Annotated in this window: 7 protein-coding genes and 2 pseudogenes; 6 read left to right on the top strand and 3 right to left on the bottom strand. The window is 43.0% G+C overall.

All coding sequences use genetic code 11. The features are described 5' to 3' along the window. Window positions 1-7: 7 nt before the first annotated feature. On the top strand, window positions 8-1624 hold the full coding sequence (locus tag JCM15124_RS06160) for a RagB/SusD family nutrient uptake outer membrane protein (protein WP_024998727.1): 1617 nt from the start codon (window positions 8-10) through the stop codon (window positions 1622-1624). Window positions 1625-1794: 170 nt separating this feature from the next. Next, window positions 1795-5499 (top strand): choice-of-anchor J domain-containing protein, encoded by a 3705-nt coding sequence (locus JCM15124_RS06155; protein ID WP_024998726.1) that lies wholly within the window; start codon window positions 1795-1797, stop codon window positions 5497-5499. A 237-nt stretch (window positions 5500-5736) separates the two neighbouring features. Here the strand turns inward: JCM15124_RS06155 and JCM15124_RS16935 are convergent, their stop codons facing one another. Continuing rightward, window positions 5737-5862, bottom strand: coding sequence for a hypothetical protein (locus JCM15124_RS16935; RefSeq protein ID WP_262499269.1), 126 nt, complete (start codon window positions 5860-5862; stop codon window positions 5737-5739). A 15-nt stretch (window positions 5863-5877) separates the two neighbouring features. On the opposite strand from JCM15124_RS16935, the gene JCM15124_RS15870 reads away from it, so the two are divergent. From JCM15124_RS15870 to JCM15124_RS06135, 4 genes and pseudogenes are all read left to right on the top strand, one after another. Then, window positions 5878-6123: a hypothetical protein gene (locus JCM15124_RS15870; protein ID WP_156930679.1), complete on the top strand. Its 246-nt coding sequence runs from the start codon at window positions 5878-5880 to the stop codon at window positions 6121-6123. A 421-nt stretch (window positions 6124-6544) separates the two neighbouring features. After that, window positions 6545-8145, top strand: a pseudogene (locus JCM15124_RS13500) (hypothetical protein). After that, window positions 8142-10513, top strand: a pseudogene (locus JCM15124_RS13495) (S8 family serine peptidase). Before JCM15124_RS13500 ends, JCM15124_RS13495 begins: the two co-directional pseudogenes overlap by 4 nt. Before the next feature lie 4 nt (window positions 10514-10517). Then, window positions 10518-14228, top strand: a complete 3711-nt coding sequence (locus tag JCM15124_RS06135) for a DUF6383 domain-containing protein (protein WP_024998725.1) — start codon at window positions 10518-10520, stop codon at window positions 14226-14228. A 609-nt stretch (window positions 14229-14837) separates the two neighbouring features. On the opposite strand, the gene JCM15124_RS06130 is transcribed toward JCM15124_RS06135, so the two are convergent. Both JCM15124_RS06130 and JCM15124_RS06125 read right to left on the bottom strand, forming a co-directional pair. Beyond that, window positions 14838-16523, bottom strand: coding sequence for a S41 family peptidase (locus JCM15124_RS06130; protein ID WP_051527366.1), 1686 nt, complete (start codon window positions 16521-16523; stop codon window positions 14838-14840). Window positions 16524-16636: 113 nt separating this feature from the next. Beyond that, window positions 16637-17098 carry a hypothetical protein gene (locus JCM15124_RS06125; protein ID WP_024998723.1) on the bottom strand — a complete coding sequence of 154 codons (462 nt, stop codon included), beginning with the start codon at window positions 17096-17098 and terminating at the stop codon, window positions 16637-16639. Between the last annotated feature and the right edge of the window lie 13 nt (window positions 17099-17111).

Below are 17111 nucleotides of genomic sequence, written 5' to 3'. Positions count from 1 at the left end.
AAAGAATATGAAAAAAATCAATAAATCAATATATGGTGTCCTTTTAACTGGTCTTACCCTATTTGCAATGACCAGTTGTATTGATGAGGCAGAACCACGTAATGGTGCTGTTACTCAAGATATGCTTGGACGTTCCGCAACTGCAACAGCTTCTCTTGTAAATGGGTTGCCGGCATATGGTAAATCTGTTTGGAATACTCGCTATCATTGGACGTATGGAACTCCGGCTCTTATGCGTATTCGTGATGTTATGGCTGATGACTATGTAGTAGTAGACCACGACTATAATCAGTTTAGTCCTTGGGCGGCAACTGTTGCTCTTGGTCCTTCTTATCTGATAGGTCAGTTTGTGTATACACATTATTATAGCTATGTTTTCTCTGCGAATTTGGTAATTGCTGCTGTTAATCCGGAAAAGGCTACAAAAGAACAGTTAGGTTACCTCGGTTTGGGATATGCTTATCGTGCTGCAAACTATCTTGATATGGCACGTATGTATGAGTTCTTGCCAACTGATATAAATCCTGCATGTACAAACGAGCAAGGATACAATGTTAAGAATCTTACAGTTCCTATTGTTACTGATACTTTGAGTGAAAAAGCTTCACGTAACAACCCTCGTGCTACACATGAAGAAATGTTTAAGTTTATCGAATCAGACTTGAACAATGCTGAAAAGTATATTGTGAATTTAGCATCAAATAATAACAACACGCTTCCTAATCTGGCTGTTGTTTATGGTTTGAAGGCTCGTCTTTATATGTGGAATGAAGACTATGCACAAGCTAAGGACTATGCTCGTAAGGCCATTGATACTTATGGAAAAGCTCCTATGTCTGAGGAACAAGCTACTGACGTAAAGAAAGGCTTCAATGATATTTCTAAATGGATGTGGGGTGCTCAGTACACATCAGAAGATGTTGCTGTGAAGACAGGTATTATAAACTTTACCTCTTTTGCTTCTAACGAAACATCATTCGGTTATGCTGGGAATGGTCCTATGAATATGATAGGTAAAGCATTCTATGATAGAATTAGTGACACAGACTGGCGTAAAACGATGTGGAAGGCTCCTGATGGCTCACCATTAGAGGCAAAGAATAAGTATATAGATGGTTCTAAGCATAAGATTGATTTTAAGAAAAAACTTCCTACATACGGTTCATTAAAGTTCCGTCCTAATGAAGGTAATTATGCAGAATCACAAATTGCTTGTGCATCTGCTTATCCTTTGATGCGTGTTGAAGAAATGTATTTCATTGAAGCTGAAGCTGCTGAACGTATAGCTGCAGGTACTGGTATCGCCCTTCTTGAGAAATTCATGAAAGCATATCGTGATAAGAGCTATACTTATACCGGCACAGATGCTATTGACGAAATCCTCTTCCAAAAGCGTATTGAGCTTTGGGGTGAAGGTCTATCATTCTTCGATGTCAAGCGTGCAAACTTGTCTGTAACACGTGGTTATCCAGATACAAACTTCTTTGAAGAATGGAGATTTAATACAAATGGTCGTCCTGCATGGATGAACTTCTGTATTGTTAACTTGGAAGAAAACGATAATCCTGCTGTTAAAGGTAAGAACAATCCTGATCCTTCTAGGGCTTATAAACCTTGGAAATAGTAAGAGTTGCTATAATTAAGTTTATTGTAATTTCTATAAACAAAAATTAAAAGTAACCTTTATATTAAAAACGAGGGTGTGTAAAATGACACATCCTCGTTTTCATATAGAGAATAGTAAAATATAGAAAGATTTTTACGTATTTATTAAAGTTAAAAACAAAATTCATTATGACGCAATTTAAAACTATTGCACGGAAAGCCGTGTGGATTTGGTTGTTAATTGCATTGTTTGGTGTAACAAGTAACGTGCATGCACAAGTGCAGGTACTTGATTTCAGTAAGCTGGACGATGCTCAACCGCTACAAACTTTATCACAAACAGAGAAATATAAGGAGGCTATTGGAAATACTTGGTTTAGTATAGCCAATGTTGAAACCGGTGTTTATTGGAATGCGCCTTATTCCAATCAAGAATTTAGCCTTAGTATATTGCCTTTATCTATAAAAAAGCTAACAGAAAACTTTAAAGCTTATTTGGTTTCTCCGGCATTGAGCTTAAAGGACATTGCCGGCAAGCAATTGAATTTTGAATGGAAAACAGGAACTGTTAAAAGCGATGCTAAACTTTCAGTTATTCTTATTAATAAGAAAGGTGAATTAATCGAGAAGATTGGCGATGTTGTTCCTACATCGTCTAATTCGGTGTATGAACACTATTCTGCAGAAATCCCTGAGACAGTAAAGGATAAGGGAGTTGGCTTTGTTGCTTTTTATATGGAAGGCAATAAAGATAGTTATGCGCTCTTTAAACTTAAGAATATTGAGACAGGAGAAAAATCAGAACCTATCAGTATCACGACTGAACCTGCTGAACTCGATTTCGGTTCGGTTGTTGTAAACCAAGCATCAGAGGAGAAGTTCACCACCATTACTGTTGCGAACTTTAAGGGCGAAAAGATTATACCCGTATTAGATGGACAGGACAGAGATGACTTTATTGTTAGAACCGAATCAGGCGAAGCTCTCCCTGCAACAGGTGGAAAGTTGTTTGTGAAGTTCCAGCCTAAAACTGCCGGCGACAAGACTGCAACGATAACAATAACCATTGGTAACAAGGTTGCAACTGTAACGTTGAAGGGTAAAGGTACAAATGAAGAAACGCCCGATAAACCTGAAAAGGAACTGTTGGAAAATCGTTTCTTCTGGGACTTCGATGCGAATATGCCTAAGAACTGGGAGGTTAAAGGCGAGCAAATCTTCAAGCGTGAAAAGCGCGACAGCTACCATTCAGACACCGGCTTTGGTGTAGGCATTAAGACAGGAAGCGATAAAGGTTTCCTGAAACAAGTTATTGATTTGCAGAAAAAGGATGTTACTCTTGGCGATGAAATAGAATGTCAAATTCACTATACCACAATTTCAAGTGCCAAGAAAGAAGGGCCTTTGCGCCTTGCACTTCGTTGGCTTAACGACAAAGACGAAGTGGTGAAGTCTGGCGAAGATGCTTTTATCAACAATCCTAAAGTATTCTTTGGCAAGATGAAGTCGTGGGGAACATTGACTTTCCGCACCATCTGTCCTGAAAATGCAACGAAGTTGGAGTTTGCTGTTGAAGTACAAGAAAACAGCGAAGTAAGTTTAGACGACTTCAGTGCCAACCGTATGCCTGCTTCTGAAGCTAAGGCTACGCCACTTATTGCCATTCTCCCGCAGGTACGTACAATCTACGGTGAAGTAGGAGAGACCGAGACATACGACATTGCCATACAAACAATGCACTTGAACCAAGCACAGAAACCAAACTTCAGTGGTGGCGACAAATATACTTTGGCAAGTGATATGATGAAGCTCGATATTGAAGAAATAGGAAAGAACGGGTCTGTAAGTGCACAACTCATTGTAACTCCTACAAAGAAAGGTGCTTTCAAAGATGCTGACACGTTTAAGTTGAGCCTTACAGGTGCTGACGAAACACATAACAGTAACTTGGTACTGATAGCTTACTTTATGGAGAAAGGCAAGAAACCGTCTGTTAAGTTGTCCGGAAAGACTCCTATTACCGAAATGAAGGCCGAACCCGGCAAGTCGGTTACGCAGAACTTAGAGTTTGATGTAAAAGATATAATCACCGATGTAAAGATTGCTATCGAGCATTCATCAGAAGTAAACTGCTTCAAGAGCAACACCAACATTTTCATGTACAACAAGAGCAAAGGCACGCTCTATGGCGAGCCCAAGCTCCGCATCGACTTCCGTCCGCTTACCGTAGGCACATACGAAGCAACACTTGTGGTTTCAACCATCTTGGGCGACACCATGCGCTACAACTTGAAGGGTATCTGCGAAGAGGCTACAGTAGGTGCAAAGGTTGAGAAGTTTACAGCCAACACCATTGAAGAACGTTTTGCAAAAGAACCCGAATGGAAGAACTTCGGCAAGTACGACCTCGGCTATTGGAAGGTAGAAGGCAAATGGAACGGTGCAAGCGATATTACGCTGAACAAGGGCGGCATGCTCTATTTTGACGATGTTCTGATAAACGGTTTAAACAAAGTGAAGATGACCCCTGCCACTGCTGCCACTTCTTTCCGTGCAGAATATTCTATCGACGGCGGTGGACACTGGCTGCCCATGAAAAACGAGGGCAAGGCAAATGCCGATGGCGAGTTTACGCTCGATAATCATCGTCCTACACTCGTTCGCTTCGTGAACACAACCGACGCAGATGTAAATGTAAACACTGTGCTTTTCTATCATAACGAAAGCGCACAGCGCACAGCTTTCAACGATATTACCAAGGCTATGATGGCAAATGCCGATGCTGCGCCATCGTCTCTGCTCAACGAGCGTTTCAACGGTATGCGCCACAGACAAATCCTAAGCATACCGGGCTGGCAAAACCTGATTATGCGTGGCGACCGTCCATTCTGGACTTGGAAGCAAAGGGAGAACAACCTTTTAGATGGTAAGATACAGAGCGAAGGAGCATACATTACATTCTGGAAGACAGGCGTTGTAGACCACAATCCATACGAGTCTTGGCTTGTTTCGCCAACGCTTTCTTACAAGCAGGCTGCAAGCAAGTTCCTCACTTTCAGTCTTCGTTTCAACGGTTTAAGCAAGGACGAACAGCACGAAGAATTCTTCCAAGCATACATCATTACCGAGAAGAACGGCGTTCTTAAGGAACAAGTGCTCGACATTGATAAGTATAAGCCGACCGGCGTTGAGATTGAAAACGAAACTTGGTTGAACTATCGCATAGACCTTTCAGAGGTGAAAGATATCAGCATAGACGACAATTTCCACCTTGCATTCTCTTTCTACAGCAAGGAAGGAGGCAACTACTCTGCTTTGAACTGGATGATCGACAATGTTTCGTTCGGTCGTACCGACTTGCCCGAAATCACCGTCGATAAGCAGTTCCTCTATGTTCCATACAAGATGAAGCAGAAAACAGACCCTGTTGTGTTCAAGGTTACAACCAAGAACAATCCAACCGATAAGGTCAGCATTGTGCTGTCGCCTTCAAAGATGAAGAAGAACTTCCAGTTGCTTACCCCCGAACTGAACCCGGAAGGTGGCGATGCTTCGTTCATCTTCTACAGCGAAGACAATAAGAAGTATGCTGCTGCGTTCCTTGTTCAGGTGCCCGGTGCTGAAACTGTTATCGTGAAAGCACTTGCCGATATTTATACCGGCATCGGCAACGTAGATGATGCCGACGGCCCGGCTGCTCCAACCGTTACCGACAGAAACATTCAGATGGGTGGCACATACAAGAACTACCGCATCTATTCTGCAGCAGGACAACTGTTGAAGCAAGGCGGCTACGAGCCAAACATCAACATTGCCGACCTGCAACAAGGCATTATTATCTTGAAGGTTACTACCGACACTGAAGTAAAGACCTACAAACTTCGCAATAAGTAACATATATCTTTGTCTGATACCATCAGGCAGAATACACCAAGAAAGCGTGTTTGTCCGTTGGGCAAACACGCTTTTTGGTTTCCAAAAGCGTAGGTTTATATCCAACACGTATATTTATATCCAAATCGTATTGGCAGTATCAGAACAGCTGTGTTTATCGATACTACGCAGCGGCATTTGTCGTAACGGAGTTACGACGATTGCAGTAACTCCGTTGCGACGATTGCCGTAACGGAGTTACGATGAATGCCGTAACTCCGTTACGACTTTGATAGTTGTTTGGGAGGGGTGTTCATCGAAGGCGTAGCGGGCTATAATGGCTGCACAGATGCCGGCAAGCGGACGAAACCGGTAAGGGAGCATGACGGTAATAAGTAGGTGTTCAAAATTAAACGTATCTATATTGCTTTTATCTTTTATGCTTTCACTTTGTCATCGTCTTCACGTCTCTTTTCCGTCATTCTGTCGCCTTTCATCAGTCGTGTAGCCCGCTACACTCCTTCTTCAAGACGGCAGACTGACCGGAAAATAGCCGTAAATACAATGTCAATTAATTATGAGCACCTACTTAACACATCTAAGCAAATGCGTCCTAATGACTGGTTGGGGTTAAAAGTTTTATAAGTGCAGCAACAGTGTCGAATAGATAGATATGCTTGCCTGTATCGTTGCAAGTCAGATTGCTATTAACAGCGTCTTGGGATATATATAAGCAAAAAGCAAGTCCTTTTAATTCCTTTCTTATCAATTTGTTATTGCTTAATGCTACTTTCCCTATATTATGATAGGTAATAAATTGTAAGAAAGTTGTTCTTCCTTTTTTATGTTTGAAATGAAAGTTTTTGAAAAGCTGATAAAATTAATGAAAAAGTTTTGTTTGTATATGTTTTATGTCTATCTTTGCAATCCTGAACAGATAAAACAATACTTAGCGGAGTATTCAATATGTAAGGTAGGTTTCATTATGTGAATAATTAAGTGGGAGCGTACCAAACTCTTGTAAAGCAAAAATTAAACTTAGATAATAATAAAAACTTTAAAATGTATGAAGAAAGTCTACTATTTTCTTTTCTTGGCGGTCATGGCTCTAATGTCAATGAACGCCACGCTGATACGCCTATTAAATTAGATGTAGATGATGCCGGCAGAGTTACGGTGAAAGTTAATTATGTAGCCGTTGAGAACATCGTCAATGGTGTAAACGAACTGACAGTCCCGCAGTATGGTTCTGTTCAGATAGAAGCCAAGGAAGGTTTTTATCTGAGAAGAATCTATAAGACGAATAAAGAAGGCGAGGCTGTTGAACAGTCAATCTCTAATCTTACCTCTTGCAGCATCTATCTGTCTGACGACGACAAGAACCTTACTTTCACCGTAAAGTCAGGCGTGCTGGCAGACGCACGTACTGCATCGTGTACCGTTAAGGTAGATAATGCAGCGAAAGTGAAGATGGAACGCTACGAGTCGCACACGGTTGTAGACCTTCAGAATGGCGATAATACCGTGAAATGGATTCCCGATGTGGAGAAAACCTTGGCTGTTGGCAATGCCAACTATGGCGATGCGCCTATTTATAAGGTAACGCTCGACGGTGCAGAAGTGCAAGGTTCCGGCGGGCTGTTCTTTGTTACACCTAAAGAAGGCAGCGTCGTTGTTGTTACGGCAAACTATCCTGATGTAGACTGTCCGGTGAAGTTCAACTTCTCAAGCGATGAAGTGAAAGGCATTCTATCTAAGGTAACAGCTGATGGAAAAGAAGTAAACAATTACACCGATGCCGGCTTTACCGTGAAAGCAGGAACGAAATTGGCACTTACTTTCGACAACACGAACTACGCTTTGGACGCATTCAAGGTCAATGATGTTGTAACAAATGTTTATGGAACCTTTGAATATCTTGTGAAAGCTGCAACTACTTTCGACATCAAGGCACATAAATACGCAACAATAAAGGCAACGCTGAATGTCGATAAAGCCGAAAACATCACCGTTTATCACGGCAACAGCTATAATAATAAGGTGATAGCGATTAAAGATGGCGACAATACCATTGAGCTGAACGAAGCAAATAACATGATTCAGATAAAGCCGAACAGCGGCTGCAAGATAGAAACGTTTAAGGTAGATGGCAATGCAATGACTGCCGGCTACGATGGTTCTTACGAAGTTAAGCTGACCGAAGGAATGAAGATAGAGATTACAACCTCTGCCATTGTACGCGACCAGAAGGCAATTGTATTCATCGACGACATCAGTCTTGCTAACTATGGTTTCAACTTCTATCGTTCCGACCATTCAACAGTTCCAATGCAGAGTGGAGAAAATACGTTGATGTTCTCTGCCGACGACAATAAGTTTATGTTCGGTGCTTATGGCAATGACCTCAGTAAGATGGTTGCGAAACTGAATGGTGAAGCTCTTACACCGACTTATCCCGGAGGAACGAGCTTTGAAGTAACATTGAAAGATGGCGACCGTTTGGAAATTCTGCTAAGCGGCCCTACAGGTATTGATGAAGTTCAGCAGCAACTTACTAATAAAAAGACGGTCGTTTATCGTCTTGACGGTACTCGCGTAGAAGGTGAAAACCTGCCAAACGGTTTGTATATTATTAATGGTAAAAAAATCATAATCAAGAAACAATGAGAAAATTAGCACTTATTATTTTATGCTTGGGCATGGCTTGGACAGCCTTCGGTCAGTCCAAGCTCGACCTGCAAAGTCAGATGATGTTATTGCAGATACGGAATACATCGATTCCGACATACAATAGCCGTACCCGTTCTTTTGAACGTCCGAAAGAAGTTCAGCAGAATGTCATGGCAATGGTAGAATTTAAGGGGAAGAATGCCCTTGACGAACTTTCGGCGCAAGGCGTCAATGTGCTCAGAGTGCGTGGTAACATTGCCATTGTCATGCTGCCCACAGCCGACGTGGAACGCATTGCGGAACTGGAGTGTGTACACCGTATGGAGTTATCGCGCCCTGTTTATCAGAAAATGGACATCGTTCGTAAGGAGATAGGCATTGATAAAATTCACCAGGGAATAGACCTTCCGCAGGCTTATACCGGCAAAGGAGTTGTAACAGGTCTTGTTGATGGTGGTATCGACCCTAACCATATCAACTTCCTGAAGCCCGATGGAACAACCCGTTTCGGTTATATCAGTAAGATTACATCTACGACCACAACCAGCTCGGGCTATCTCTATCAGAACTATTATCCTCGTGCGGTACTCGACACCATGAAGCAACAGGACAATACGTATGCCATCGAGGACTTCACTACAGACTCTTATACAAACTTCCACGGTACGCACACATCGGTATTATGGCAGGCGGCTACAAAGGAAATATTCTTGCGGCAAAGACCGATGACCAGAATGTGTCTTACAATGTTACAGTGCCTAACCTTTATTATGGAGGTGCTACCGAATCAGAGATAGTGGCTTCATGTGGCGATTTGCGCGACCAGTACATTGCTTTCGGCATCGACGACATCATTAACTATTCTAAATTGTCCGGTCCCGAACGCAAGCCTTGTGTCATAAACCTTTCGTTAGGTAGTAACCTTGGTGCACATGACCCAACCAGTGTCATGAATCGTTTCCTCTCTCTTTGCGGCGAAGAAGCCATCATTTGCGTGGCTGCCGGTAACGAGGCTGATAATCCTGTAGCCTTAACAGCTAAGTTTGATAAGGCAGATTCTACTGTTCAGACCTTTATTCGTCCAATGATTGAAGGTGAATATAAGACAGCACAGAAAACCTATTATAATCTTCGCAACGGTCAGCTTTGCGCTTATAGCAACGATGCTGACGAGTTTGAGCTACAGATAGTTGTTACCAATAGTGCACGTAATAATAAAGCCGCTGTGCGTATCCCTGTAACAGGAAACACCAACGGGCAACCAATTATTTACTCTTCCGGTGGCGATTACGCCATTAACGGTGCTGTTGTAAACCAGACTTTTGCGAAGGCTTTCGACGGATACGTTAGTGCTGCGTCTATTAAAGACCCGGAAACAGGACGCTATTATGTACTTGCCGAGTTCTTCACAAGCGATAATCAAACGACCAACAAGGATAGTAATTATAAGTTAGGCTTGCTTATTAAGAGTAAGAAAGCAGAACAGCGTGTCGATGTTTATGGCGATGCTCAGTTCGTTTACTTCGACGATTATGCTCAGGAAGGCTGGACGAAAGGTTCACGCAATGGCTCTATCAGCGATATGGCATGTGCAAATAACGTTATTAGCGTTGGCAGCTACAATGTTCGTAACCACTGGCCTTCATTGGACGGTTATGTCTATGGCTACAACAAAAAAGGCGAAAACGACGACTTCCCTGTAGGGGAAGTATCACGTTTCTCTTCATTCGGTACGCTTGCTGATGGTAGAAACTTGCCGGACATCTGTGCTCCCGGCGCATCGGTTATATCTTCTGTCAATACATATTGTGTAACTAATCCGAATATGGGTTATACTTCTGCAGCGTTGCAAGCTAAGTTGGAGCAGGGCGGTAAGGCTTACTATTGGCACCAATCGCTCGGAACTTCAATGGCAACACCTGTTGTAGCCGGTGCTATTGCTCTTTGGTTGGAAGCTGATCCCACATTGACTTATAAAGATGTAGTGCGTATTATCAAGCAGACAGCAGTGAAAGACGATTATGTAAAGAACACCGGCGACCCGGTACAATGGGGTGCGGGTAAGTTTGACGCTTATGCCGGGCTGAAACAAGTCTTGCTTGAGAAGGGTACTGATGGCATTCAAGGTGTGAAAACAGAGCAAAAGCAAACACCTGTTCTCACAATGACGGGTAGCCGTTCGTTCAATGCTTTTCTTGCAAAGGCTAAGCAGATGAATGTACGTGCCTATACTCTCTCGGGGCAGTTGGTACACTCACAGGTGGCTCAAGGCAATGAAATCAATATCAATGCTTCCTCATGGGAGAAGGGTATTTACCTTATCCAAGTGAACGGAAGCGCAGCACAACGAATTATTATTTACTAAACATATGAAGAATAAGTTAAATTTGCTATCGTCAGTCTTTCTGATTTTGATGGCGATGATTTTAAATCCTCTCGCTGCGCATGCACAGAATGAGGAGCCCATCATTAGTTTTCATACCAACATGTATGAGAAGGTGCAGGGTAGTGGCGTTACGCCAAGTGTTACATTTGTACTCGGAGCAACGGAGAACAAGCAGATTGTCAGCATTGATTGTGGTGCCGGTGAGGAAGAGTTTGAAGTAGATGTTGCTCGTTTGGACGGCGAACAATCTATCAAGGGTTCCGTTTATACCGGACAGGTATCAAAGGAAGGTTGGGTGAAAATTTATGGCGACCCGACCAAGATAGACTATTTCAATGCTTCAGGTAATGAGATTGATGAGATTAAATTCAGCAGTAAGCTCAATCTTCAGATATTAAACTTGGAGCATAACATCTTGAACGCTCTCAATATCGATGATTTAAAGAACCTGCAGGTTATCTATCTGCAGGATAACCCATTCACAGCGGCAACGCCATTGATGATAGGCTATCTTCCCAAATTGTTGGTATTAGAGATGCCACAGTGCGGGCACGTTTCGCCAAACTTCACGCTCCGTAACTTCCCTGCGTTGCGCTCATTTGATGCTTATCACTCTTTGAGTTTGAAAACAGCCGACCCAACGGCTTGTCCTAATCTGCAACGTTTGAGTCTTGATATGACCGGCGTTTCTTCTGTAGACCTCTCTAAGAACCCGGAATTGCAGATATTGAACGTTAGCGACTCACGTATTAAGTCGCTCGACCTCAGCAATAATCCCAAAATCAGAGAGCTTTACGTCTCTCATACTTCTGGTGCAGTGAATACTGATGTGAAGTTTGATGAGATTGATGTTTCACATTGCCCTGAACTTTATTACTTTTTCTGCGGCGGTAACAATTTCAAGAAACTCGATGTCAGCAAGAATTTAAAGCTCTTTACTTTCTCTTGCGACAACAACCTTCTCAGGTCGCTCGACGTAACCAATAACAAAGACCTCTACAGTGTCAATGTTCGCAATAACTATATGGACTTTGCGACATTGCCTTTGCCCGGCAATTGGTTCGAATATTACCATGAGCAGCATGAGATGGAATTGAACGATACTTATAAGGTGGGCGATGTCATTGACCTTACCAAGCGTGTTTTGCGTCAGGGAACAACGACCAACGGAAAGCTCTATAGAGTTCCGAAAGCTGACCCGACAAAGCCTGTTGAGCTCGATGATACATATTATAAGTATGAGAATGGCAAGATTACATTGTTGAAAGCCCTTACCGACCAAGTGTTCCTTCAGTTCACTAACAGCGTATTAAAGGATTATCCTATTCGTACCGAGAATTTCGCTATCAGAACTGCCGAAGATTTCGGTAAGGATATAAAGGCTGTCGAACTGTCAAGTCTTGGTTCTGCAGGTGCTCCGGTAAAGATTTCTATCGGTATCTTGGGTGCTACCGATGCTGCTCCTGTTACCGTAAAGGTAGATTTGGGTGATGGCAATCTGACTCCTATTGCGATTAAGTCAGACCGTCCTACAGCTCCAAACATTGATACACAGCGCAAAGGCTCCGGAAACATTGTCGTTTATGTACCGCAGGATTATTATGTTACCTTGTTGGAGACCAACGATTTGAATATCGATAATATCGACCTTACGGCATTAACCCAATTGCGTGTTCTTTCTTTAAGGAACGCCGGCTTGAGAAATATTGACCTTAGCTATAACAATAAGCTTGAAAAGCTTGACCTTACCGGTAACTTGCTTTCAAGACTTACGCTGAAAGGACCATCTTCTTATTTCTATAAGAGCCAGTTGAGCGACATTAATTTAAGCAACAACCAGTTGGAAACTTTCGAGTATGATGACTTTTATGCTGTTCGCTATTTCGATATTAGCAACAACAAGATGACGGCATTAGATGTGTCTGATGCCGACAACCTCCGTTCTCTCAATATCTCTAACAATGCTTTCACTCGTCTGTTGCTGAACCACAGCGAGCTTTTGGAACGTTTGAATGCTGCCAACAACCAACTGGTAGAGATTGCTATTCCGCCTGTTGCTCCTATCACTGACTTAGATGTGAGTGGCAACAACTTCACATTGGGTAATATGCCTAAGGACTTCGGATTAGATGAGGCTCACTTCATCTATGCTCCACAGCATACGCTTGAAATCTCTACATCTTCACCGGGTATCGACCTTTCCGAACAGTTCATTACAAAGAACGGTGCTACAACGCAGTACGTATGGAAGAAAGAGAACGGCGAGAAACTGAAAGAAGGTACAGATTATACCATAAAAGATGGGTCTACCAAGTTTGTCAATCTTAGTGTTGGCAAGATATATTGCGAGATGACCCATGCTGCTTACCCTGCTTTCAAGGGCGAGAAAGTATTCAAGACAACTTTCGTGCAGCCAATTGGCATGCCACAATACGAGTTGGCTTCTTTCACTACCGAAGTTCAGACCGACAGTGTTGAGCTTTCTTTGGCAAGTCCTGTTAAGGGAACGTCTGTTTATTTTGAATGGAATGCTGATGGAAACGTTACTCAATACACATTGGATACTACCTATAAGCGTTTCAGAGCAAAATCAAAGGCAGGTGCCAAGGTACGTGTTCTTGTAGCAAATGCAGACGAAAAGCTGTCTATCTTTAGTGTCTCAGGTGTCAAGATGAGTGCAGCCGACCTCTCGGGATTGAAGGACGCAGGTACAATTGCACTTGCTGATGCCGGTTTATCGGCAGTTAATATTCCGGCTTCTACGGCTCTTACGGAATTGAATTTGAGTGGTAACGAACTCACAGAGATAGACCTGACCAAGTTCCCGAACCTCTTCTTCTTGTCTTTGAACGAAAACAAGCTGAAGAGTATCGACCTGTCGAAGGCTAAAAAGCTCGGTCTTGCTTTCCTTTCCGGTAACAGGCTGACAGATGTTAAGATAGAAAACACCGGGCTTTGGAACCTTGATTTGAGCAAGAATATGCTGGAAAGCGTTTCACTCGACAATGCACCTGCATTGGAACAGCTTTGGTTGAACGACAACAGACTGTTGAAAGTTGATATTTCTAAAAATCCTAAGCTGGCTGTATTGAACGTTGTGAAGAACAGATTGAGATTTTCAACCATGCCGATAGCTGTAGACCGTGATGGCAAGAGTCTGTTCAACAAGTACTCTTATAACCTTCAGGACCCTCTTGATGTTAAGTGTGTGAATGGTAAGGTAGACCTAAGCTCTGAGGCTATGGTTGATAACGAGCCTACCAAATATCGCTGGTTTATCGACCATATCGACGTGATTGACGGCGAACCACAAGGCGAGGAACTTGAAAGCGATGAGTTCTCTATTGAAAACGGTGTAACTACACTGAAATTAACAGATGCTGCTAACAATCTGGTTTGTTTGATGCGAAACACTCGTTTGCCTAATCTCTACCAGATAACCAACTATGTAAGCTTCGACCCGAACCCAACAGGTGTTGATGGTGTTGGCGCAGGCGAAGATGTAAAGGTACAGCTTGTAAATGGCGGTATCACCGTTCTTGGTGCAAAGAACAGCACACTCGTTGTTTATACAATTGACGGAAAGTTGGCTTACCAAAGTAAATTGGCTGATAACGAGACACGTGTGTCTCTCGCTGCCGGCACTTATATCGTGCGTGTAGGCAACAAAGCCGCTAAGGTGAATGTGAGATAAGAGAGAGTTCCTGACTCTCTGACAATATAAAAAGCGTGTTTGCCCATTGGGTAAACACGCTTTTTAGTTTCTATATATACTAAAAAACACTTGCGGAAACGGTAATGTTGCTTTAATGTAACGGCTCTGTGCTGACCGTATGAGCGAGTTGCGGCGTAGTAGAAATTTAGTGTGAACAAGCATATCGTTTTGCTTTTCCGAATGGAAAGCATCGTTTCTTCTGCTACGCCATCGGCTTTGCATTCCTCGTTTTATAGACGGAAAGCAGATAATAACAGTGTAAATATTTTTCAGGTGTGTATCTATTGATTAAGCGGCTCGTTGTCAGTGCATTACAAAACCTGTTGTTTTGCGTTTCAAAAGCGTAGGTTTTGAAGAGTAAAAGCGTAGGTTTCGGTGCGCAAAACCTACGCTTTTGCAACGTCAAAGTGTAGTTGCCACTTTTTAACGGAATAATATTTACAAAGTCGAAGCTGTTTTTCGATACCTGCCTTGAGTAAGAAAGATAAAATCGTTTGCCCACTAAGTTTCCGCAGAACCTAAGCTATGCCAAATGTGCAGAATAGTTTTGCCAATCATGCAGAATAGGTTGCACTGCGCATAGGCATATCAGCCTTTCTTCTTTGGTGCTAATATCTTTTTGTATTCTTCCGCGTTTTCGAGTAGCTTTACAGCTTCTTTCCATTGCTTGTCGAACTGCAGGCTGTTTGCTACTGCGCCTCGTTGGTAGTAGTAAGCTGCCACAAGGTCGGCAGTAACAAGCTGTTTTATGGTTTGCTTGTGGTGGTCGAGTTCTTTTGCAAGGTTGTGTTGGAGTTTCTTTTCCAATGCTTCAAACTCGGGTTTGGCATCGTCGTAGTAGCCTTCAAACTTTGCAATGTCCACAAGGTTCTTTATTGCTTTCTCGCTTTGGCGGTCGTATTTGAAACCGCTCTTTATTACAGCAGCTTTGAAACTCTCGTAGTCGGCATCTGAAATAACAAAGTCTTTCGCCTCGCCAATGGTTGGGTGCTGCTTTATATAGTCGAGTTCCCAATTCAGCATCACCTCGGTTGAGTCTATTCCCGAGCTTGCAAGGTAGAATGCAATGTTTGGAAGCGAGTCCGGAAGAACTTTTACGTCGGGGCTGATACCGCCTCCGTCGCGCACGATTCTGCCGTTTGCCGTGTGGAATTCTTTTGTCAGCGAGTCGGGAACATGCTCCACGTAGCCCCCGCGGCTGTGTTTGTAGTTGATGGCTTGAATGCAGCGGCCGCTCGGAATGTAGTATTTGCCCGTTGTAAGTTTCAGGTTTCCGTTGTAAGGCAGGTCCATTGGTGCCTGCACCAAGCCTTTGCCATAGGTGCGACTTCCCATTATTACAGCGCGGTCTAAGTCTTGCAGGCTTCCGCTTGTTATTTCGCTTGCACTTGCTGTTTCGCCGTTCACCAATACAACTATCGGCATAAGGGTGTCTATCGGTTCGACTGTGGTCTTGTATTCGCGGTTGGCAGGCTGCAGTTTCCCTTTGGTATTCACGAGTGTAAGTCCTTTGGGCACAAACATATTCACAATGTTTATGGCTTCCTGCAGGCTGCCACCACCATTGTTTCGCAGGTCGAGCACGAGCGATTTCATACCTTCTTTCTTCATTTCGATGAAGGCACGGCGAACGTCTTTTGAGCAATCTACGGTGAAAGAGTTCAAGTTTAAGTAGCCTATTCCGTTCTGCTGCAATCCGTAATAGGGCACGGCAGGCATTTGAATAGACTTTCGAGTGATTTTAAACTTCATGGTTTTGCCTGTCGATGGGCGTTTAATCTTTAACAGGAAAGTAGTGCCAACGTCGCCACGCAAGTGGTCGCTGACGTAGCTTGTGGTCTTTTTGTGCATCGCCGAATCGTTGATAGACAGTATTATATCGCCCTTTTTCAGTCCGGCTTCCGCAGCAGGCATATTCTCGTAAGGCTCGTCTATCACAACGTTGTCTAACTTAAGGTTGTATCTTATCAGTGCGCCGATGCCGGCATACTTGCCCGAAATCATCAGGTTTAGTTCCTTTACCTTGTCCTCCGGATAAAAAACGGTGTAGGGGTCGAGCGAGCGCAGCATGGCGTTGATGCCATTGCCGATAACTTCATCGGCATTCAAAGTGTCTACATACATCATGTCGAGATATTTGTAGATGGCAGAAAATGTTTCTAAATTCTTAGCAACCTTGAAGTTATGGTTTTTGTCCGGCGTACCTTGCGCCACGGCATCTGTTTGAGATATGAATGCGAAGGCACATAGTGCAACAAGCAGTTTCTTTATCATTCTTTTATATTTATAAACGATTTTGTATTTTAAGAATTAGTGCAAAAGTACACTATTATCCTGAAATACGATTGAAAAATGGCATTAAAATAACTAAACAGTGAGATTGCCCGTTACTTGAACAGCATCGTTTTCGGAAGTTTCACCCACTTGTTGTTTACTACGATGCGTATGGTGCTACCCTCTACTTGTTTTAAAGTGTAGGTGCCGTCGGCATTGCGCGTAAGCGTTGCCACAAGGTCTTCGCTGCCATAGTCGTTGATAATTGTAAGTGTGGCAGTGTTTCCTTTTATCGTTACATCGGATATAATCCACTTTCGAGTGTCGCGTTTTGCGCCAAGATAGCCTGCAACTTTGCCAAAAACCTCTTGTCCCGGCACTATAATGTCTTGTTTATAGAAGTTTATATCGAGCCAAATTTGATATTCTTGGTTCTCTATGTGCCCTTTAAACGTTGTTGTATCGGCAGGAACGCCTTCTTGGCACGTCGGTCGGGTGGTTGCAGCCATAGACGGCAACGCCATCGAAGTCAATACGAAGGCTGCGAATATGAATATAATGAGCTTTGTTTTCATAACTTCTGCAAAG

Source organism: Prevotella falsenii DSM 22864 = JCM 15124 (assembly GCF_000613945.1).
In the GTDB taxonomy this organism is placed as follows: Bacteria; Bacteroidota; Bacteroidia; order Bacteroidales; family Bacteroidaceae; genus Prevotella; species Prevotella falsenii.
This window is presented reverse-complemented; position numbering and strand designations above follow the sequence as displayed.